15 protein-coding genes are annotated in these 17687 nt (G+C 41.4%); 12 read left to right on the plus strand and 3 right to left on the minus strand.

Annotated features, from left to right (window positions below):
• Positions 1–124: 124 nt before the first annotated feature.
• From FHS86_RS16690 to FHS86_RS16740, 11 genes are all read left to right on the plus strand, one after another.
• Complete coding sequence (locus FHS86_RS16690; RefSeq protein WP_429416358.1) at positions 125–631, plus strand: hypothetical protein; 507 nt, start codon at positions 125–127, stop codon at positions 629–631.
• A gap of 551 nt (positions 632–1182) precedes the next feature.
• Complete coding sequence (locus FHS86_RS16695) at positions 1183–2583, plus strand: hypothetical protein (protein WP_429416361.1); 1401 nt, start codon at positions 1183–1185, stop codon at positions 2581–2583.
• 62 nt (positions 2584–2645) lie between these two features.
• On the plus strand, positions 2646–4136 hold the full coding sequence (locus FHS86_RS16700; RefSeq protein WP_429416364.1) for a transglutaminase-like domain-containing protein: 1491 nt from the start codon (positions 2646–2648) through the stop codon (positions 4134–4136).
• Positions 4137–4147: 11 nt separating this feature from the next.
• A complete protein-coding gene (locus tag FHS86_RS16705) occupies positions 4148–4510 on the plus strand; it encodes a LytR/AlgR family response regulator transcription factor (RefSeq protein WP_429416367.1) in 363 nt (120 codons plus the stop codon).
• 175 nt (positions 4511–4685) lie between these two features.
• Positions 4686–5657, plus strand: coding sequence for a hypothetical protein (locus FHS86_RS16710; protein WP_429416370.1), 972 nt, complete (start codon positions 4686–4688; stop codon positions 5655–5657).
• Between the two features lie 25 nt (positions 5658–5682).
• A complete protein-coding gene (locus FHS86_RS16715) occupies positions 5683–7188 on the plus strand; it encodes a T9SS type A sorting domain-containing protein (RefSeq protein ID WP_429416373.1) in 1506 nt (501 codons plus the stop codon).
• A 4-nt stretch (positions 7189–7192) separates the two neighbouring features.
• Entirely contained in the window at positions 7193–8185 is a 993-nt protein-coding gene (locus FHS86_RS16720; RefSeq protein WP_429416376.1) for a hypothetical protein, read from the plus strand.
• Entirely contained in the window at positions 8164–9420 is a 1257-nt protein-coding gene (locus FHS86_RS16725) for a hypothetical protein (protein WP_429416378.1), read from the plus strand. Before FHS86_RS16720 ends, FHS86_RS16725 begins: the two co-directional genes overlap by 22 nt.
• A gap of 108 nt (positions 9421–9528) precedes the next feature.
• Positions 9529–10290 carry a hypothetical protein gene (locus FHS86_RS16730; protein WP_429416381.1) on the plus strand — a complete coding sequence of 254 codons (762 nt, stop codon included), beginning with the start codon at positions 9529–9531 and terminating at the stop codon, positions 10288–10290.
• Between the two features lie 217 nt (positions 10291–10507).
• On the plus strand, positions 10508–11185 hold the full coding sequence (locus FHS86_RS16735; protein WP_429416384.1) for a hypothetical protein: 678 nt from the start codon (positions 10508–10510) through the stop codon (positions 11183–11185).
• A gap of 229 nt (positions 11186–11414) precedes the next feature.
• Entirely contained in the window at positions 11415–12122 is a 708-nt protein-coding gene (locus FHS86_RS16740; protein WP_429416387.1) for a hypothetical protein, read from the plus strand.
• Positions 12123–12425: 303 nt separating this feature from the next.
• On the opposite strand, the gene FHS86_RS16745 is transcribed toward FHS86_RS16740, so the two are convergent.
• The 3 genes from FHS86_RS16745 to FHS86_RS16755 form a co-directional block, all read right to left on the minus strand.
• Positions 12426–12635 carry a heavy-metal-associated domain-containing protein gene (locus FHS86_RS16745; protein ID WP_429416390.1) on the minus strand — a complete coding sequence of 70 codons (210 nt, stop codon included), beginning with the start codon at positions 12633–12635 and terminating at the stop codon, positions 12426–12428.
• A 12-nt stretch (positions 12636–12647) separates the two neighbouring features.
• Positions 12648–14888 (minus strand): heavy metal translocating P-type ATPase, encoded by a 2241-nt coding sequence (locus FHS86_RS16750; RefSeq protein WP_429416392.1) that lies wholly within the window; start codon positions 14886–14888, stop codon positions 12648–12650.
• A gap of 1024 nt (positions 14889–15912) precedes the next feature.
• Entirely contained in the window at positions 15913–16173 is a 261-nt protein-coding gene (locus FHS86_RS16755) for a PLD nuclease N-terminal domain-containing protein (protein ID WP_429416395.1), read from the minus strand.
• A 256-nt stretch (positions 16174–16429) separates the two neighbouring features.
• On the opposite strand from FHS86_RS16755, the gene FHS86_RS16760 reads away from it, so the two are divergent.
• Complete coding sequence (locus tag FHS86_RS16760) at positions 16430–16765, plus strand: hypothetical protein (protein ID WP_429416398.1); 336 nt, start codon at positions 16430–16432, stop codon at positions 16763–16765.
• Positions 16766–17687 lie beyond the last annotated feature (922 nt).

Here is a 17687-nt window from a genome sequence, read left to right on the forward strand (position 1 = left end):
CGTACTATGAATACAAGCCGAAAATTAAGCATTTTAAATGAAACCTAAGTTTTGATCATCCCTGTTTATTGAAATTGGCCTGATTATTGAATTATGATCGATATTTAACTTAAAACCTTATAACATGAAATGGATATTGATTTTAGCAAGCGCTTTGTTTGTGGCATCCTGTACCGGTCCGGCCGGCATGGATGGTATTGATGGCCGCGATGGCCGTGACGGAATTGCCAATGTTGGCGCCGCCATTTACGATGTAGATCCTTCGTCGTGGACGGGAAATATCGACGGCTTTACCTGTGTGCTCGACGTACCCGAAATTAGCCAATACGTTTATGAAAACGGGGCCGTGCTGGTGTATGTACTTCAAAACGAAGGCTACGACGACCAGCATTTCAATCAGCTGCCCTATACCTGGCTCAACAATTCAATGACTGAATACATGGACTTTAATGCCTTTGTTGGTTCAGTGGAGATCACCCTGCGCTGGGTCGATGACGGGATGAATGTGACCGAGGCACCTGTTCAGCCCTATAGCTTTAAGCTTATCATTATTGAGGGCACACCGCTGGCAGTTCTTGAATCGAGGGTTGACATCAGCGATCCCGAAGCGGTACTGAATTATCTGAAATAAGTCTTTTTTGCCATCCATCAAAAACCAGGGCCCTGTGTAAAAAGCAGGGCCCTGGTTTTAATTCTTTTTATTTGAGGCAATTGTTTTTTTTAAAATTTTATTGTAATTTGCTTCTTCGTTCTGGTAAACACAATTGCGATACATTCTGAATACAGTGTTTTAAATGATTTCAGAATGTAGGAATGAAGATAAAAAATAGGCCCCGGATTATTCATTTCTGGAAAAGTAACTACAAAAACTTTTTCAGTGCCTTATTTTTGTTTCCTGTTTTTCTAACTTCCGATTTATTTTTCGAAGAACAACTTCCCGGCTGGTTTTATTATTCCCTGCTTTCTGTCGTTTTGCTGTTGTTTCTGCTTTTTACTTTAGAAAGTACGGAAGACTTAGTGCTTAAATTACCAGATTTTGTTGTACTTAGCTATTTTATTTATATTTTTCTTCATTCGGTATTTTTACCTCGATTTGAAATGATCCCTAAGTTTCAAATCATATTTTTTGTTCTTCCATTTTATTTTCTGGCGCGGGTCTCCTCTTTAAAGGATGTCAATTCATTGAGCAGGATTTTGCTTTTTCTTTGTGTTTTTCAGCTATTGATCGTGTTTGCACAATACGCCGGTTTAGCGGGAAATTCTTCCGATCTTTTTAAGGCAGGTGGTTCATTGGGCCATCCCAATGTGCTGGCAGCTTTTGGGGCACTTGCTTTTCCCTTTTTACTTTATTTGTCATTTACACGAGTTGGGAGCGACCTGCGAATCACGGCACGGGTAGTTGCTGTTCTCCTGGTACTTCTTATGATCATTTTGAAATCGCGCAGTGCGTTGTTGGCACTGGTCAGCGGAGGAATTGTGTTTCATTTTAACGGGAAGGTGAAGTACAAAATGCTGCTTTCGGTGTTTTTATTTTTGTTGGCTGCCGGTCTCGTGCTCTGGGAAGGAGAATCGAGTCTTGGACGCTGCTTAATATGGCGCATTTCATTCCATACTGCTATTGATGAATCGTTTTGGGGAGCAGGTTTCGGTGGTTTTGCTTCAGCTTACTGGCCGGCTCAGGCCGATTTCTTCACGCAAAACCATCATCCACGGCTGGAGTGGGTGAGTGGTCAGCCGCAATGGGCCTACAACGAACTGTTGGAGCACTGGATTGAAGGTGGTATTCCCGCTTTGCTGTTTTATCTGCTGGTTTACCTGGCTCCTTTGTTCTTTTTGCTGTTTCGTCGCAGCGCAAAAACAATTCGTACGGCAGGCGAGCGGGCCGTATTGTATGCGCTTTGGAACTATGTGCTCATATCGTTAACTCATTTTACCGGTACTGTATTTCCACTTGTGCTTTTGTATTTTGTATTTCTTGGACTTGCCTTGCGGGATGCGGCACTGCACTTTCATTTCAGTATAAAATTACCTTTAATGCTGCTGCCACTTAGTTTGTTATTTGCCATCTTCTTTCTTTTTAATACCGGCTCGTATTTAGCTCCATCATTTTTTTTGCGGCAGTATTCACAACAACGTAGCCTAAGCGAAACCGATTATTCAAAATTGAAAACCCTGGCCTGGGGCTATCCTGAATACACCCGCATGCAGGTGCTTCTGGCCCAAAAGACGATGCTGCGCGGCCAGCCCGACAGTGCTTATTTCTTTCTGAACAGAGGCAATCAGCCTGTATACGAGTTAAATGCTCAGTTGCTCAAAATTCAGGCTTTGCTTGAGATGGGGCGTGGTGCCGAAGCAGCAGCTTTATCGTCCCGCTTATGCCGCCAGGCACCTAACCGGATTGTACCACTGTATTACTTTTTCAAAGCTGAAGTACTTCAGGGAAATGCAGACCAAGCCCTGGAACTGGCAAAAGCACTGATCGCTTTTCAACCCAAGGTGGAGAACCAAACAAGTACGAAAATAAAGAGCGAAGCCATGAACTACCTGATAAATCAGGAATATAACAGGAAGCTGCACCGCTGATTTGATGCGCAGGGCGGAAGACTTTCGGTGTCAGATTGATTTTGAAATTAATAGAAAACAACATGAAAAATAAATTATTTTATTGGTGCCTGGGCTTGTTCATCATCGGTGGCAGTTGCTCCCACGATGTCGCTCGTCCTTTTCCCGACGATATTGCGGTGCTGCTTGCAGAGAGTAATAAGCAAAAGGAATTGACCCGGGCGCTGGAATACTTCAGTGATGGTGATTCTCTGAAACGGGAAGCACTCATTTTTCTTCTGCGAAATATGGAGCATCATTATTCAGAGCAACTTGTAGTGGCCGGCGACCAAGAGAAAGCTATTGTGAAATCAGGATTTCGGGATTTCAGATTACAAAAGAAGATTCAGCTTTTTTATGACCTGGATACCATTTCAGCTGCCTTTCTAATCAGCCACATCGAGCATCAGTTTGATGTTTGGGAAAAGCCATGGTCGAAGCATTATTCTTTTGATTTCTTTTGCGAATACATTCTGCCTTACCGGATCAATACCGAAATGCTGGAGCCCTGGCAAGGCACCTATCACGAACTTTTCATGCCGCTGGCCGATTCGCTCAACAGTGATAATCCCCTGCTGCTTGCCGATCATATCAACGAAGAATTAAAACGCTGGTTTGCCAATACCTTTGAGTTTGAAAATGCTTCGGGCCAATCAGTATTACAGGGGCCTTTGTCTCTGCTTAATTCAAAAAGTGGCAGTTGCCCCGACATGGTGAACCTGGCTGCTTATGCCCTGCGAAGTGTGGGTTTGCCGGCAACTGTCGACTTCACACCATATTGGGCTGCATCGGGTGGAGGTCACTTTTGGAACTACACCTTTGATAGTTTGCGCTACGGTTACAGTTTTATGGGAGCTGAAGAAAGCTACCAAAGTCATCTTATCAAAAAGGAGCTGGCCAAAGTATATCGTTTTATGTTTAGCCTGCAACCTTCGTCAATTGCCATGCAGCATCCGCCTGAGGCAATCGAAATCGAAGAATTCCGAAATCCTTATTTGCTCGATGTGACCCCTTATTATGTGAATACTGCTGATGTTTGCATACACCCCCATATTTTGCCGGCAGATCCGATGAAGATCGATGTTGCCTATTTGTGCGTTTTTAATGCTTTGCAGTGGCGCCCCATTGCATGTACCGTGATCAAAAACGACACCTTACTGTTCGAATCGATGGGAACGGGAGTGGCTTATTTGCCTGCGACATTTCACAATGGAATTATGAAACCATTAAGTAATCCGCTTCTGCTTTTACAAAATGGAAACACTGTTGAGCTGATCGCTGATAAACAGCAAAAGCAAAATGTAGTAATTCACAATAAGAAGAATTATTTGCTTATACGTCCCAATAAAGATTACAAGCTTTATTTCTGGGATCGGCGTTGGACTGAAGTGGCAACAGTAAATGCTGGCACTTCCGATTCGCTGGTGTACAATGATGTTCCTGTAAACTGCCTGTTGCTAATGGTCCCTGAATATTCGCAGGGAAAAGAACGAATTTTTAACTGCACTTCCAATGGTGCCGTTCAATACTGGTAAAAAACAAAACTATGGAGTCCTCAAAAACCAATCGACCAACACTTTTTCGTAAATACATTATTTACGAGAAAGATGAAGCCCGTGTAATTGATCAGCGCTCTATACTCAGAGTTGAATCCGACCGGAGTTATTCGCTTGTTCATCTTGAAAATGGCAAAAGCAAAGTAGTTTCACATCCTCTTTGTTTATTGGAGGCTGATTTGAGTACGCATTTATTTTTTCGAATTCACCGATCTCATCTGGTCAATTTGGGAGCGATTCAATCGATTAACAAAAAATGTCGGCGCATTAAATTAATCGATGGTACCGTTCTGCCTGTTGCAGAAGCAAAAATGGAAAGCCTGATTAAGGCCATTAAAGCTTTTGGAGACTAAGTTTTCAAACATAATAATCTACTTTAAATTTGTTTTCACTCCCTTCGGAAAAGAATTTGTCGCCTTCGGAAAACAGAGCCTGTATCTTCCATTTTCCCGCCTTAATTTTAGTCATGAATTAGTCAACGATTCATGGAAATGCTAAAGAATTCAATAACTTAAGTGATACATTCCGATGAAGCAACTTATATTCATACTGTTCATTGCATTAAGTATGCAGTTAACAGCACAACTTACCAGTAAGGAAATTATTTCGCAACTCAATCAGCGAATTACGCTTAGCAACAAGCAGCAAAAGGACATAGAAAAACTGGATATCGCTACCGCTAATTTTTGGGAGATTGAAGCAAAAGTATATCCGCTACTTAGCATTGAGCAACTAATGATCCTGTTGGATGATGAGCTGAACAGGGAAGCCGGAAGGCTTGCTTTGCTGGCTGTTCAGGAAATTGACTTTTGTAAGCCGGCACGTAAAAATCAGTTGGATCAACTTGAAAATCTACTGACACAGCAGTATTTTTTCTCTCTTCTCCTGTCGGGCATGGATGAGCAGTTGTCAGGTAAAAAATCTGCGCTCGGCGATTCAGTGCTTTATTACAGGCAAAGGGTTGACGACTACCTTTTTGTGAACAATTTAACCGATGCCAAGTACAGTCAGATTTTTGCAACAGGTGCCTTGTTGCAATTATCAAATACTCAGAAGGAGCAGATCGTGCAGGCCTATCGGATACGCAATGAACAACTGCGTGAAATCAATAAAGACGGGTTCTTTAACTCGCTCGATTATGCAGCGGCCAATCAACAGTACAGTTCAGCATTGGAGACCATACTTAATGCGCAGCAGTACGATTACTATCTTGAACTGACCAGTCTGCCAAGGGTCAATGAAATGACAAAGTATGCCATGTCGGAACTGGATCAAACCAGCTTGCTCGAAGGGCAGGATCGTAAAAAAGCAGAAAGAGCCATTTACAATTACTATCTGACTGAAGAGAAAGCCAATAAAAGGTATGAGTGGGACTATGATCAGCGGCAACAGGTGAAAGCCCGCTTACGCGAAACCAGGCCCAAAATACTGCGACAGTTACAGGCAGCTAAAAAAATTGAAGCACAGGGAAAACACTACCAGGGGAATTTTCAATGGTAGCAGGTAAATCTCAAAGCAGATGGAAATGTATTCAAAAGTCAAACTACTTGTATTGTTCGTGTTGTGTACAACAGCAGTTCACGGACAACATGGAAACCTAAGCGCTTCCCGGCAAATACAACTCGGGCATCAATACAGAATTGGCGGCTTAAACGCACCCGACTATAATAAAGCGTATGCCAGTTATTCAAAAGCAGCTGATTTGGGTGACCCCGAAGGCCTGAACTGCATGGGAATAATGCACCAGCTTGGGATCGGAATCGAACAGGACTTTGCAGTGGCTTACCAGCTCTTTGAGCAGGCTGCCGCCATGGGCAGCGGGAAGGCACTATTTAACCTGGGGCTCATTCATAAGTTTGGTAAGGGCGATCAGCCAATCGACTACCTGAAAGCATTCGATTTCTTTGTACAAAGTGCTGAAAGCGGTTTTGCAGGAGGAATGTATGGAGCCGGTTATTTTTTGTACAAGGGTCTGGGCGTGCCACAAAACTATGAGCTTGCTGTGGAATGGTTTCGTAAGGGGGCTGTTTTGGGGCGTTCATCCTGCCAATACATGCTGGGACTGGCTTATCGCAATGGTTATGGTGTAGAAAAGAACTTGCAGGAAGCCCGAAAATGTTTTGAAAATGCTGCAATAAATGGTCATGGTATCGCCTTCGATGAATTAATGCTGGAACATGGCGAAGGCGATGAACCCAATCTGTTTAAGTCGGAAGTGATCAATGAAAACAGACTGGAAGCTCCCGCTTCGTATCGTAAAATCAGGAACAACATCGATACAAGTTGTTTGCTGAACGGAAAATGGAAAGGGATTCTGGCAGTGTACGATTACGGCGGGCAAAAGATCGTTGCTGAAAAGCCGGTTGAACTTCATTTTGAACAGGAAGGAATACAATTTACAGGTTCCTGGAATTATGAAGGAGATACAACCTTCCTGTTCAGTGGATTTTTGGCCGATTCATTCCTGTGTTTTACCAGTGGCACCTACATTGATCCCGATCGATATGATGTTCCTGTCGACTGGAGGCTGGAAGCAGGGACTTTGCAGTATTTCAAAAATGATTACGATCAAATATTGAGCGGAAATGTGTTGATGTATTCTCCCTATACCCTGGAACCTTCGCAACCCATGATGTTGTTATTGCAACAGCCACTTAGCTCTGAAAATAAGGTTGATATGGCCAGCGACAGTCTTCTTTCCAGGGACGGTAGTATAGAAACACTCGATAACGAAAATTTAGTAAAGCACACCGACCGACTGCTGAAAAATGCTCAATTGACGAATAGTCTGAAAGTTTATCCCAATCCTGCCGTAGATCTTATTAATGTAAGCGGAGACTTGCCTGATGAGGGAAGCGTATTGGTGGAGATTTATGAACTCAATGGAAAAAAGGTGCAGTCCTTTCATAGTGAATTGTTCTCTTCGGGGCCATTTCACTTACAACTAAATATAGATTTAGTAGCTGGTAATTATCTGGTTCTGGTGCAATTTTCGGATACTTCAAGCGGACGTTTAATTATGATAAAATAGTTTGATGAAAGCGCTCCCAACATATCAAATGCTGATTGTTTTCATCCTGACCGGGATGCTTGCATGCAGTTCCTCAAAGCGGGATCCAAATGCTGATTCAATTGCGGTGGCGCATCGGAACACAGTGGCCTGTAAATCAGAAACTGGGTTAAATACAAGTCAGCGCATCCAAATAATCAGCAACTGGTTAAAGGACGATTACCGAAGCTATTTTATTGACGACACTGCCAGCTGGAGAACTTCGGCTGTTTTATTTGCCGGTGAAATAGGGGCAGTTAAAGAATTAACATCAGCCGACAGCCTTGACTTTATTAATCTGTTTGAGGCTTATCAGTCGGGACGGTATTTTATCAGTCAGATGGAGCTTGCTCCCCGGGAATTCATTCATTATTCGTTGAATAATTACAAAATCTTTCTTTCAAAAATGAAAGAGCTGCTAAGTCGGGAAGAATTATTGCTTTGGTTGAAGCTCAATCGTCAGAATTACAATCATTACGAGGCACATTACCATACTTACACCGATCTGTGTTATGGTGATATGAGTTCGTGGCCCGACAGCACAGCATTGTATACGCCGCTGGCACCCAATCAACTGTTCAATCATCTGCCACCGTTTTGTGAATACGAAATGGCTTATTTGAATTTACCCTGGTACAGCCTGTACCTGATGGCCGATATTCATGATTCAATCAACTGGGAACTGCAAGCCCGTCAACTGATCAAAGAATACCTGATTGCCTGTCCGTGGGATAGCACCAGAGAAACGTCGTTAACTGAACTATTCTGTTCTTTTCAGGCCGAACGTCTTCAAATTGTTTGCTCGGTGGAGGACAAAGAAATCCGAAAAGCGGCACTTAGCAAGGCCATTGGAGAATTCAGGGCAAAAATGTATCTCCTGGTTTCTGCCGAAAATTACAGCTCCTGGGACCAACTGCATCGAAAAAGTTTCAAAGCCAAAAAGAAACAATATAAGCAATGGGAACTTTCAGAAAGATAGTGCTGACTATTGTCCTTGTATTCAGTATCTTTATGCTGAATATCGACGGCCGCTATCTGTTCGGATGGACAGAGGAAGAATGGGATGAATTGGAAGATTGGGCCAATGAAAACGACATTCCCTACAATGAGTACAGCGATGCGGATGATTTTTATGCAGATAACGGTTACGACGACGAAGATGATTATTGGAATAGTCAGGGCTACGATGATGCGGATGATTTTTGGGAAACCAATGATACTGAAGGCGAAGACGATATTGGGGATACCAATACATCGGATCCATTAGATGCTGAAGCAGTTAAGCAAGAGATTTACAGTGATGATGCAACCTGGTACAAGAATGGTGACGGATCCTTCTCTATTGATGTTGATAATGATGGGATGATGGATTACTTAGCATTGGTGGTAGGAAGTTATATTTACGTAAATGATATTAATATCGAAATAGAAGAGATAAGTATTATTTATGAGCCCGACGTAAGTTCTCCGAATATTGATCAGGAGGACAGTGCTGATGAAGATATTGTTAATGATAGTGAAAGCGAAGAAAATGATGACGATGATGAACCCTTGCCTATCATTTGTGCTTGTTGTGGAGAATACGGTCATTCCTATTGTTCAGCCTGTGAGGAAGAAACAGTAGCCTGTAATTGTGAAGTATGTCCCGATTGCGGAGGATGTATCTTAGAATATGGTGAGAGTTTACCTGAAGGATGTGACTTTAAATGCATACATTGTACTAACTCATTTGATTTTAGTTGTATTACGAGAATAAGACCGGTAACTGAAGTAAAGACTTTAGAAACAACATTGTATTCTTTAGCTTATATAGGTTTTAATATAGTACTTAATGTGACAAGTTTGGATTTAATAATAAAATTAGTCAAAGGAATACTTGGCAGTGAATATGTACCAGGTGATGGCATTCTTGTTGAACTGAAATATAAAATTGGTACCTTGCTTGAATGGTCTGGAGACTTACAGTTTATATGTTCAAATCAGATTATTACATCGGTACTAGAAGAGAGTGTAGGAAATGAGTTTACAGCAGCTATTGGCAACATTGGCATGTTGACGTTTTATGAAATTACACTACTTACTGGATATAGAAATAAGATATATGAAAACTATGTTTCAATAAATGAGGAATATATTGATACAAATGAAATAGATAGAGATGGTGCTCCAAAAATCGGTGAAAATGTTTACAAAGAATTTCACTTTGAAATATGAAATAAAACGAGCATTGTGCGACAGCTGTCGGTTCACAATCGCTAATGATAACTTGGTGAAAGTTCTTCCAATAGATAGGGACAAGCAATGAGGGTAAAATATACCATTATGTCAAGCATACAGATTGAATTCACAGATAAACGGCTATTTAAAAGAAATAAACGAATGAAAAACATTTGTTTGTGTTTTGTTATATTGATAACATTTAGCTGTAATGGAGGATTGAATTCTCAGTTTACAGAAATTCAATATGCCACATATGATTCATTAACGCAATTTTCAATTCCTGAATTTATTAGTGAGCGGATCCATAATAACTGGGTTGAGCTTTACCAGGACTATATTATTGAAAATAATCCAGAATTGCTTGATTTAAAGTACGAGGATGTTCGCTATTTGATCATTCCGGCATTAAACATTCCCATTGACAGCTTATCAGCTTATGATGGCAATATTTTTAACTATTTTCGATGTGGTGAATTTTCATTAAATAACGGTGAGATATGGGTTTTCGAAAGAGATACACTCAGGGCGAAGTTTGTTATTAAAATTAGCAGGAAGTACGGAATCAATCAGATCTATAATTCAGATTTTAGTTCAGGTTTAAGTACGACTAATTCTTCTATTTTTGAAAATGTCTCATTTTATTTTCAAGTAATGTTGATTGATGCCACCGAAGGTGTTTTCTTTATTCCCGGTGTTTTTATGAGGAAAGGTAATAGTGATTTTAAGGTGCTGGGACATGGCATGGAGTTGTATTCGTTGAAAGATCACTATAAAATCAGGTGGAAAACGCAAAAAGGATTTGAGCAGTATATTTACAAAATCATTGAAGCCGATTCCATTATACGTTCATCACTTGAAGAATGAGAAAATTTGCTTTTTGCATTGGTCTCTTGTGGTGTTGTAGCTGTTTCTTTTATCAGCTGAAGAAGGGGTGAGCTGGCATTAAGATACAGCGTTTAGACAAATGGAGCCCCTGTAAATCACCACCGTCTATCAGCGCTTAAGAAATATAAAATAAAATTGGTGAACCAATTGAAAAAGTATACCATCATGAACCCATTTGGATGATAAATTAATTGCGATGAAAGATTTACACATATTAATAGTCGTAATTTGCTTATTATCAAACTGCACTATTTCGAACAACGGTGAATCAATTAAAGCGCTATTTAGTGATTATAATTATTTGTCAAATGATTCGATTCCATTCTATGTAAATGAAATTGCATCCTTAGACTGGTATAATTATTATAAGAAATTTATTCACGAAGACAATCCGGAATTTGTGATCAAAAATGCGGATTCAATTCATTATTTCATTGTTCCTTCACTGAATATCCCCATTGAGAATTTATCAGATTTTGAGTCAAATATTCTGAATTATCTCGATAGGGGGAGGTTGTCGGTAAACAATGGTGAATTACTTATTTTTGAAGGAGACACCTTGCTCTTAAAGTTTACTGTTTTGCTTGATGCGAATCAGAAAATTCAAGGAATAACGAAATTGGATTTTAATTCCTATCTGAAACAAATTTCCTATAGTCATTATAAGAATAGAAAATTATGTTTTAAAATAACATTGACCAATGGAACAGGAATTTTTCCACTTCCTACGGGAACATTTGTCAATCAGAATGAGACGATTGCAATGTTAATGGATGGTGATATTGTTTCCATTAGGCAATTGCATAAAGGTATTTTCTCAAATCCAAAGGATTTTGACAGCTACATTGGGAAAATTGTCGATTTAGCAAGGTAAAAATAAAATGATCAACTAATGTATATTGGAAATTCTCTTTTATAGAAACAGAATGAAGATCTTAAACGAGTTGCCAGTCAACTTTTGGATACGTATGAAAGGAACATGAACTTTTATAATCAAAAATTCACAAACAAGGATGATTAAAAAAGTTGATGTGAGAGCGGAGCGATTTCATCCGTTCTCAAATTTTAAAGTAAGTTTTTAGAAACTTGAAAATTGTAAACGAATGAAATATACACGGTTGTGTTTTATTTTATTGGCATATATAAGCTGTAATGGAGGATTGAATTCTCAATTTATAGAAATTCAATATGCCACATATGATTCATTAACGCAATTTTCAATTCCTGAATTTATTAGTGAGCGGATCCATAATAACTGGGTTGAGCTTTACCATGACTATATTATTGAAAATAATCCAGAATTGCTTGATTTAAAGTACGAGGATGTTCGCTTTTTGATCATTCCGGCATTAAACATTCCCATTGACAGCTTATCAGCTTATGATGGCAATATCTTTAACTACTTCCGATATGGTGAATTTTCACTTAATAATGCAGAAATTTGGGTTTTTGAGGAGGATACATTAAGAGCATCCTTCCATCTAATTGTTAGAAATGGTAATGAGCACATCATGATTGGAAGTGCTGATTTTAGTCCCAATCTGAAATATACGCATCTGAGTTTATTGGATGATGTCAATATTTATTTCAAAGTTGTTATTTATTCAGGCAAAAACCATTCAGGTTACTTTTTACCTGGTATTTTTTTTAAACATAAAAATAAGTTCAAAGTTTATGTCCATGGTAAAGCACTTTATTCTTTGGAGGATTTCTATAAAATAAGATGGAATTCACCTAAAGGTTTAGAATACGATATACAGTGGGTACTTGAAGCCGATTCTATTATGAACTCAATGTTGGAATACGGTTAATGAAATATAGCGGCTGCTTGAAGCTGATTCTAATTCAGTATCAAGACATAAGATAAAAGACAAAAGACAAAAGGAAAATGGAAGATTGAAAATTGATATTTATTGATCGGATGATTAAAGTACTTATTCAACAGGGTAAACTTAGGACTTAAGACTTAGGACCTTGGACCTAGGAATTATGCACTCATGAACTTAAACACTCATGCACTCATGCACTTTCTTTGGTAACAAGAATCAAGATGCAAGAAATTCCTGCTTATCTTGATTCTTGCCAGCTGTACTTTATCCTGAAGGCATGCTTCCTTACAGTGTTTCAATCTCGTAACCGGCCTGCTTTACTGCGTCGATCACGACCTGCGTATTGTCGTCGTCGAGTTCGGCAGTAAGAATTTTATCGGGATGCTCGGTATCGACTTTCCAGGTATCGAGACTGTCTACTTCGTTGAGAAAGGGGCTTACTGCTTTGATGCAGTTGCCACAATTGATGTTGGTTTTAAATTTTGCTGTAGTCATAACTGTTTGTATTTAAATGTGTTTCTTTTTACGTAAACGCAGGCTGTTGCTTAGTACCGAAATGGAGCTCATCGACATGGCTGCGCCGGCAATCATCGGATTGAGCAAAAAGCCGAAAGCGGGGTAGAGCGCACCTGCGGCCACCGGAATGGCAATAATGTTGTATATAAAGGCCCAGAACAGATTCTGACGAATGGTGCGCATGGTGGCTTTCGACAGACTGATGGCGCGGACCAGCTGTTGCAGATCGGAGTGCATCAGGGTGAGGTCGGCACTTTCGATGGCAATGTCGGTGCCGCTGCCCATGGCAATGCCCACATCGGCCTGAGCCAAAGCTGCCGAGTCGTTGATCCCGTCTCCGGCCATGGCGACCACGCTTCCCTGTTCCTGCAGGCTTTGCACGTAGCGGGCTTTGTCGGCAGGCAGTACACCGGCCTTAAAATCATCGATGCCAGCCTGGCGGGCAATGGCTTCGGCAGTCTGTTCATTGTCGCCGGTAAGCATCACTATTTTAATGCCCATGGCATGCAGCTTGTCAATGGCCGGACGGGTGCTGCTTTTGATCTGGTCGGCAATGGCAACAATGGCTTTTAATTCTTCACCTTCGCTGAAATAAATCACGGTCTGTGCTTCGTCGCGCAGCTTTTCATCCTCATATTTCAACTTTCCCTGAATACCAATGCCATTTTCTTCCATGAGTCGTTCATTCCCCGCACGATAACTTATGCCATCGATGCTGATTTCGGCACCCATGCCGGTATGACTGTTGAATTGCCCGCCCCTGACACTTTGCGTGTTCTGTTCTTTAAGGTGCTGCACAAGTGCATCGGCAATGGGGTGTTCCGACTGACTTTCGAGTGCAAGCAGTATGGGCGCCAGATGAGCGGCTTCTTCCCTGTTGTTCCAGATCAAAGCGCTCACCCTGGGGTGCCCTTCGGTAATGGTTCCTGTTTTATCGAGCACCAGCGTGTCGACCTTGTGGGCGGTTTCGAGTGCCTGTGCATCCTTGATGAGGATGCCGAGACCGGCGCCTTTTCCAATGCCCACCATAATGGCTGTTGGGGTGGCGAGTCCAAGTGCACACGGACAGGCAATAATGAGCACCGTAATGAGCGAAAGCAATGCCATGGTAAACTGTGGCTCGGGACCCCAGAAATACCAGATGGCAAAGGTAATAAGCGAAATAAGCAGTACAATGGGGACGAAGATGCCGGCCACTTTGTCGGCCAGTTTTTGGATTTTTGGCTTGCTGGCCTGGGCCTGTTGTACCATTTGGATGATCTGCGCCAACAGGGTTTGATCGCCCACCTTGGTGGCCAGTATGCGCAGCGATCCTTTCTGGTTAATGGTTCCGGCAAAAACTTCGTCGCCTTTGCTTTTTGAAACCGGGATCGCTTCGCCCGAAATCATGCTTTCGTCGATGAACGATTCACCGCGTTTCACTTTTCCGTCAACGGGCACCTTGTCGCCGGGTTTCAGTACAATCAGGTCGCCTTTGATGAGTTCGCTGTAGCCAATCACTTCTTCCTGTCCGTTGCGGATGACCGTCACCTGTTTGGGGCGCAGTCCCATCAGCTGTTTAATGGCCGATGAAGTTTTGCTTTTGGCGCGTTCTTCGAGGAAACGTCCTAACAGTATCAGGGTGATGATGATGACGGCCGACTCGAAGTATACATGGGCGTGCAGGCCCAGGCTTTCGATCAGCTGAGGATACACGGTATTGAAGGTGCTGTAAACAAAGGCAATTCCTGTACTGAGTGCCACCAGGGTATCCATATTGGCGCTGCGGTGCCGGAGCTTTTTCCAGGCAATGATGAAAAATTCGGCTCCACTCCAGAACATCACCGGAAAGGAGAGGGCCAGCATGATCCAGTTTTCGTAGGGCACACGGCCCATCATGAACATGGAAATAATGAAGACCGGGGTGGAAAGCGCTGCTGCAAATAGGAGCTTACGACGCAGCTTTATGAGCCTTTTTTCTTCGATGAGCTCGAAAGCCTGTTCACGCCCGTCCTTATCGCCGGCCAGAATCTGATAGCCTATTTCAGCTGCTTTTTGTTGCAGTTTTTCTATGGAGATTTGTTCAGGGTCAAAATCGATGGCCACCGATTGGTTGGGGTAATTGACCAACACCTGCCTGACCCCACCCAGCGGTTTCAGGTAGCTTTCGAGGCTGATAGCACAGGCTGCGCAGGTCATGCCGGCTACCTTGTAGCTTTCTTTTTTTCCCTTTGTTGTTTGTACGTTTTGCATATTACCAATTTTATACTGCAAATATCGCACAGGCAGCCGGCATGGGCCTTATACAATTCGGGATGCTTTTTACAAAATTTGGGAAAGAAGGATGTAGAGCTGAACAGAACGGCGTGTACAACAGGCTGCTAAAACTTAAAACTGCATGGTACTAGTGCTTTTTTTTAAACACAAAGGTCACAAAGGACAACACAAGGGACTTTAGATGAGCAATCTGCACCTTTGGATGAGCATGGTTTTCATTTGGGTGAATAAAAGTATTTTTTTGAAGGTCATCGAATGAGTGCAAAACCTTTATCAAAAGCAGCATAATCAGTATCAAAATCAGCAACAGCACCATCAAAATCGTTTTAAGTCTTAGCAAAAAAGTATCGGGCTTCATCCAGAAAGATTTTAACAACAGAGAAGCATTGGGGATTGAAAAAAACGATTGAAGGGGTTGATTGGAAAAGATTGATCCCTTTTTTCAATCTTCACTCAAACTAAAAAAAGCAGGATGTGCTGTTAAATGAAAAATTGCGATACGAGTCACCTAAGTACACCAACGCTGACAGACCGCTTGATGGCGGTGCTGTCAGGTTTGAGAACGTGATATGTTAATCCTTTGAATGAAGCGGCAACCCGACAGCGTCCGAAGGTCCTGTCGGCGTTGAAAAGAGAACGAAGGGATTGATCAAGAGTAGATTGATCCCTTTTTTCAATCTTCATTCCATTTGAAAAAAAGCAGGATATGCTGTCAAATGAAAAACTGGAACACGAGCATTATAAGTGCAGCAACGGACAGACCGCCGCCTGGCGGTGCTGTCAGGTTTTAGGGGGTGAAATGCTAAACCTTTGAATGAAGCAACAACCCGACAGCGTCCGAAGGTCCTGTCGGCGTTGAAAAGTGATGGAAGAATACTAATGCAAGTGATCGTAATGAAAGAAATGTCACCCACACCGGGTGGCATTTTTTTGAAGGAAGATCAGGCTCCCGCTATAGATGGCTGTATTATCGGCTGATCGCTCTATTTTATTTCTTCGTTTATTCCATCTTTTCACTAATTACATTATTGGGTGCATGTTCATTGAAATCAGGATTAAATTCTTTAGGCAAGTTACTTCGCATTCCTTTTCTCAGGAAGAGGTAGGCGATGGGGCCAATGATAGGCAAAAAGATGACAATCATCAGCCATACAAGGTTGAATGACAGATATTTTAACCTTGCATCCATGATGTCGTAAATTGCAATAAGCAAAAGGATAATTGCAATTACAACAAGTGATACGTGAATAGTTTGTTCCATTTTTTATTTTTTTAGGTGTAGTGTCATGTCTTATCGCGAATAATTCGTCGGGCGTTTTGTGTTCTGAAGGCAAAACTGTCTGGCGAGATATGGTGTTTTAACGAAGCGCTGAACTATGATGCACAAAGCAAAGTGCTGCATCCTATTTGTTTTGTTAAACAGTATGTGGTCAGCGACTTATGCAGGTACAAGTTAATAAATAGACCTATTTAAAACACTCGTTTACGGCAAATATTATTCGTTTTGATGAAAAATAATGATGGTTTATCGGGCTGAATCAGCTATTCACTGGTGGGGCAGACCCATGCAGACAGTATTATTTAATTTCTTTTTCAAGAAGAAAAATTTTTGCAGCGACCGATTACGACCGATTACGACCGATTACGACCAATTAAGTTTGGAGCTAAAGAGAATTCTTTTGTCTTTACTGGATAATGAAAAAATATCCCGAAAAGAGGCAATGGAACTATTGGACTTTGGAGAAACTAAAACCAAAGAAATATTCAATGAAATGCTTGATAAAAAACTGATTGAACGACAGGGACAAGGGCGAAGCACCTGCTATACCATTGCTAAAAAGCCAGAGAAATAAACAGCGTTAGCTCTTGCTTTTATCCTGAAATATTTATTTCAGTTGGCTTCTGGCTCAAGATGAATACTTTTCCTTAACTGTTTCAATTAATGCATTTCAGCTTATTTCAGCCGAAAACAAAGCATTATATTTCAATGTACCGACAAACAGGGCATTGATAACTATCTTCAGCAAAGAGCAAAGGCAAAATTCAAAACGATAGCAAAAGAAAAAGAACGATAAGTGTAAAGAGCTTCAAGACAGTGTAATACGAGCCAATTCGGGAGTTAGTTGGAAGTTCTAAATAGAACTCCCGAATTTGCACCTTTTGTATTTCATCGCAGCAACAAGCCAGACGCTCATGGAAAACAAAAAGAGGCTTTCTAAATAGTTATCAAACACAATCTTTTTTCTTTGTGCTGCTTTGTGTGTACTTTGTTTTTCTTTGTGGTTCAATCATCTATTATTTAGGTCACCACAAAGTACCCAAAGGTTATCACAAAGTCTCACGAAGGCCTTTTATACACCCTCCTGGTTTTGCGGAGGCGGGATTGATCAGCATCGATCCCATTTTTTCTCCTTATGGGAAGTGGATCAAAACCAAAGCTAACCTTCGGTTTGGTTTTTTTTGCTTCCCCTTCGCTTAGCAACGAGTTGCACGCTCCGTGAAAACAAAAAAGCCCCGCAACAAGTTGCAAGGCTTTGGTTTTGCGGAGAGAGAGGGATTGATTAGCATCGATCCCATTATTCTCCTTATGGGAAGTGGATCAAAACCAAAGCCAACCTTCGGTTTTGGTCTTTTTTGTTTCCCCTTGCTTAGCAACGAGTTGCACGCTCCGTGAAAACAAAAAAGCCCCGCAACAAGTTGCAAGGCTTTGGTTTTGCGGAGAGAGAGGGATTGATTAGCATCGATCCCATTATTCTCCTTATGGGAAGTGGATCA

This window comes from Roseimarinus sediminis, assembly GCF_050433125.1.
GTDB lineage: Bacteria > Bacteroidota > Bacteroidia > Bacteroidales > Prolixibacteraceae > Roseimarinus > Roseimarinus sediminis.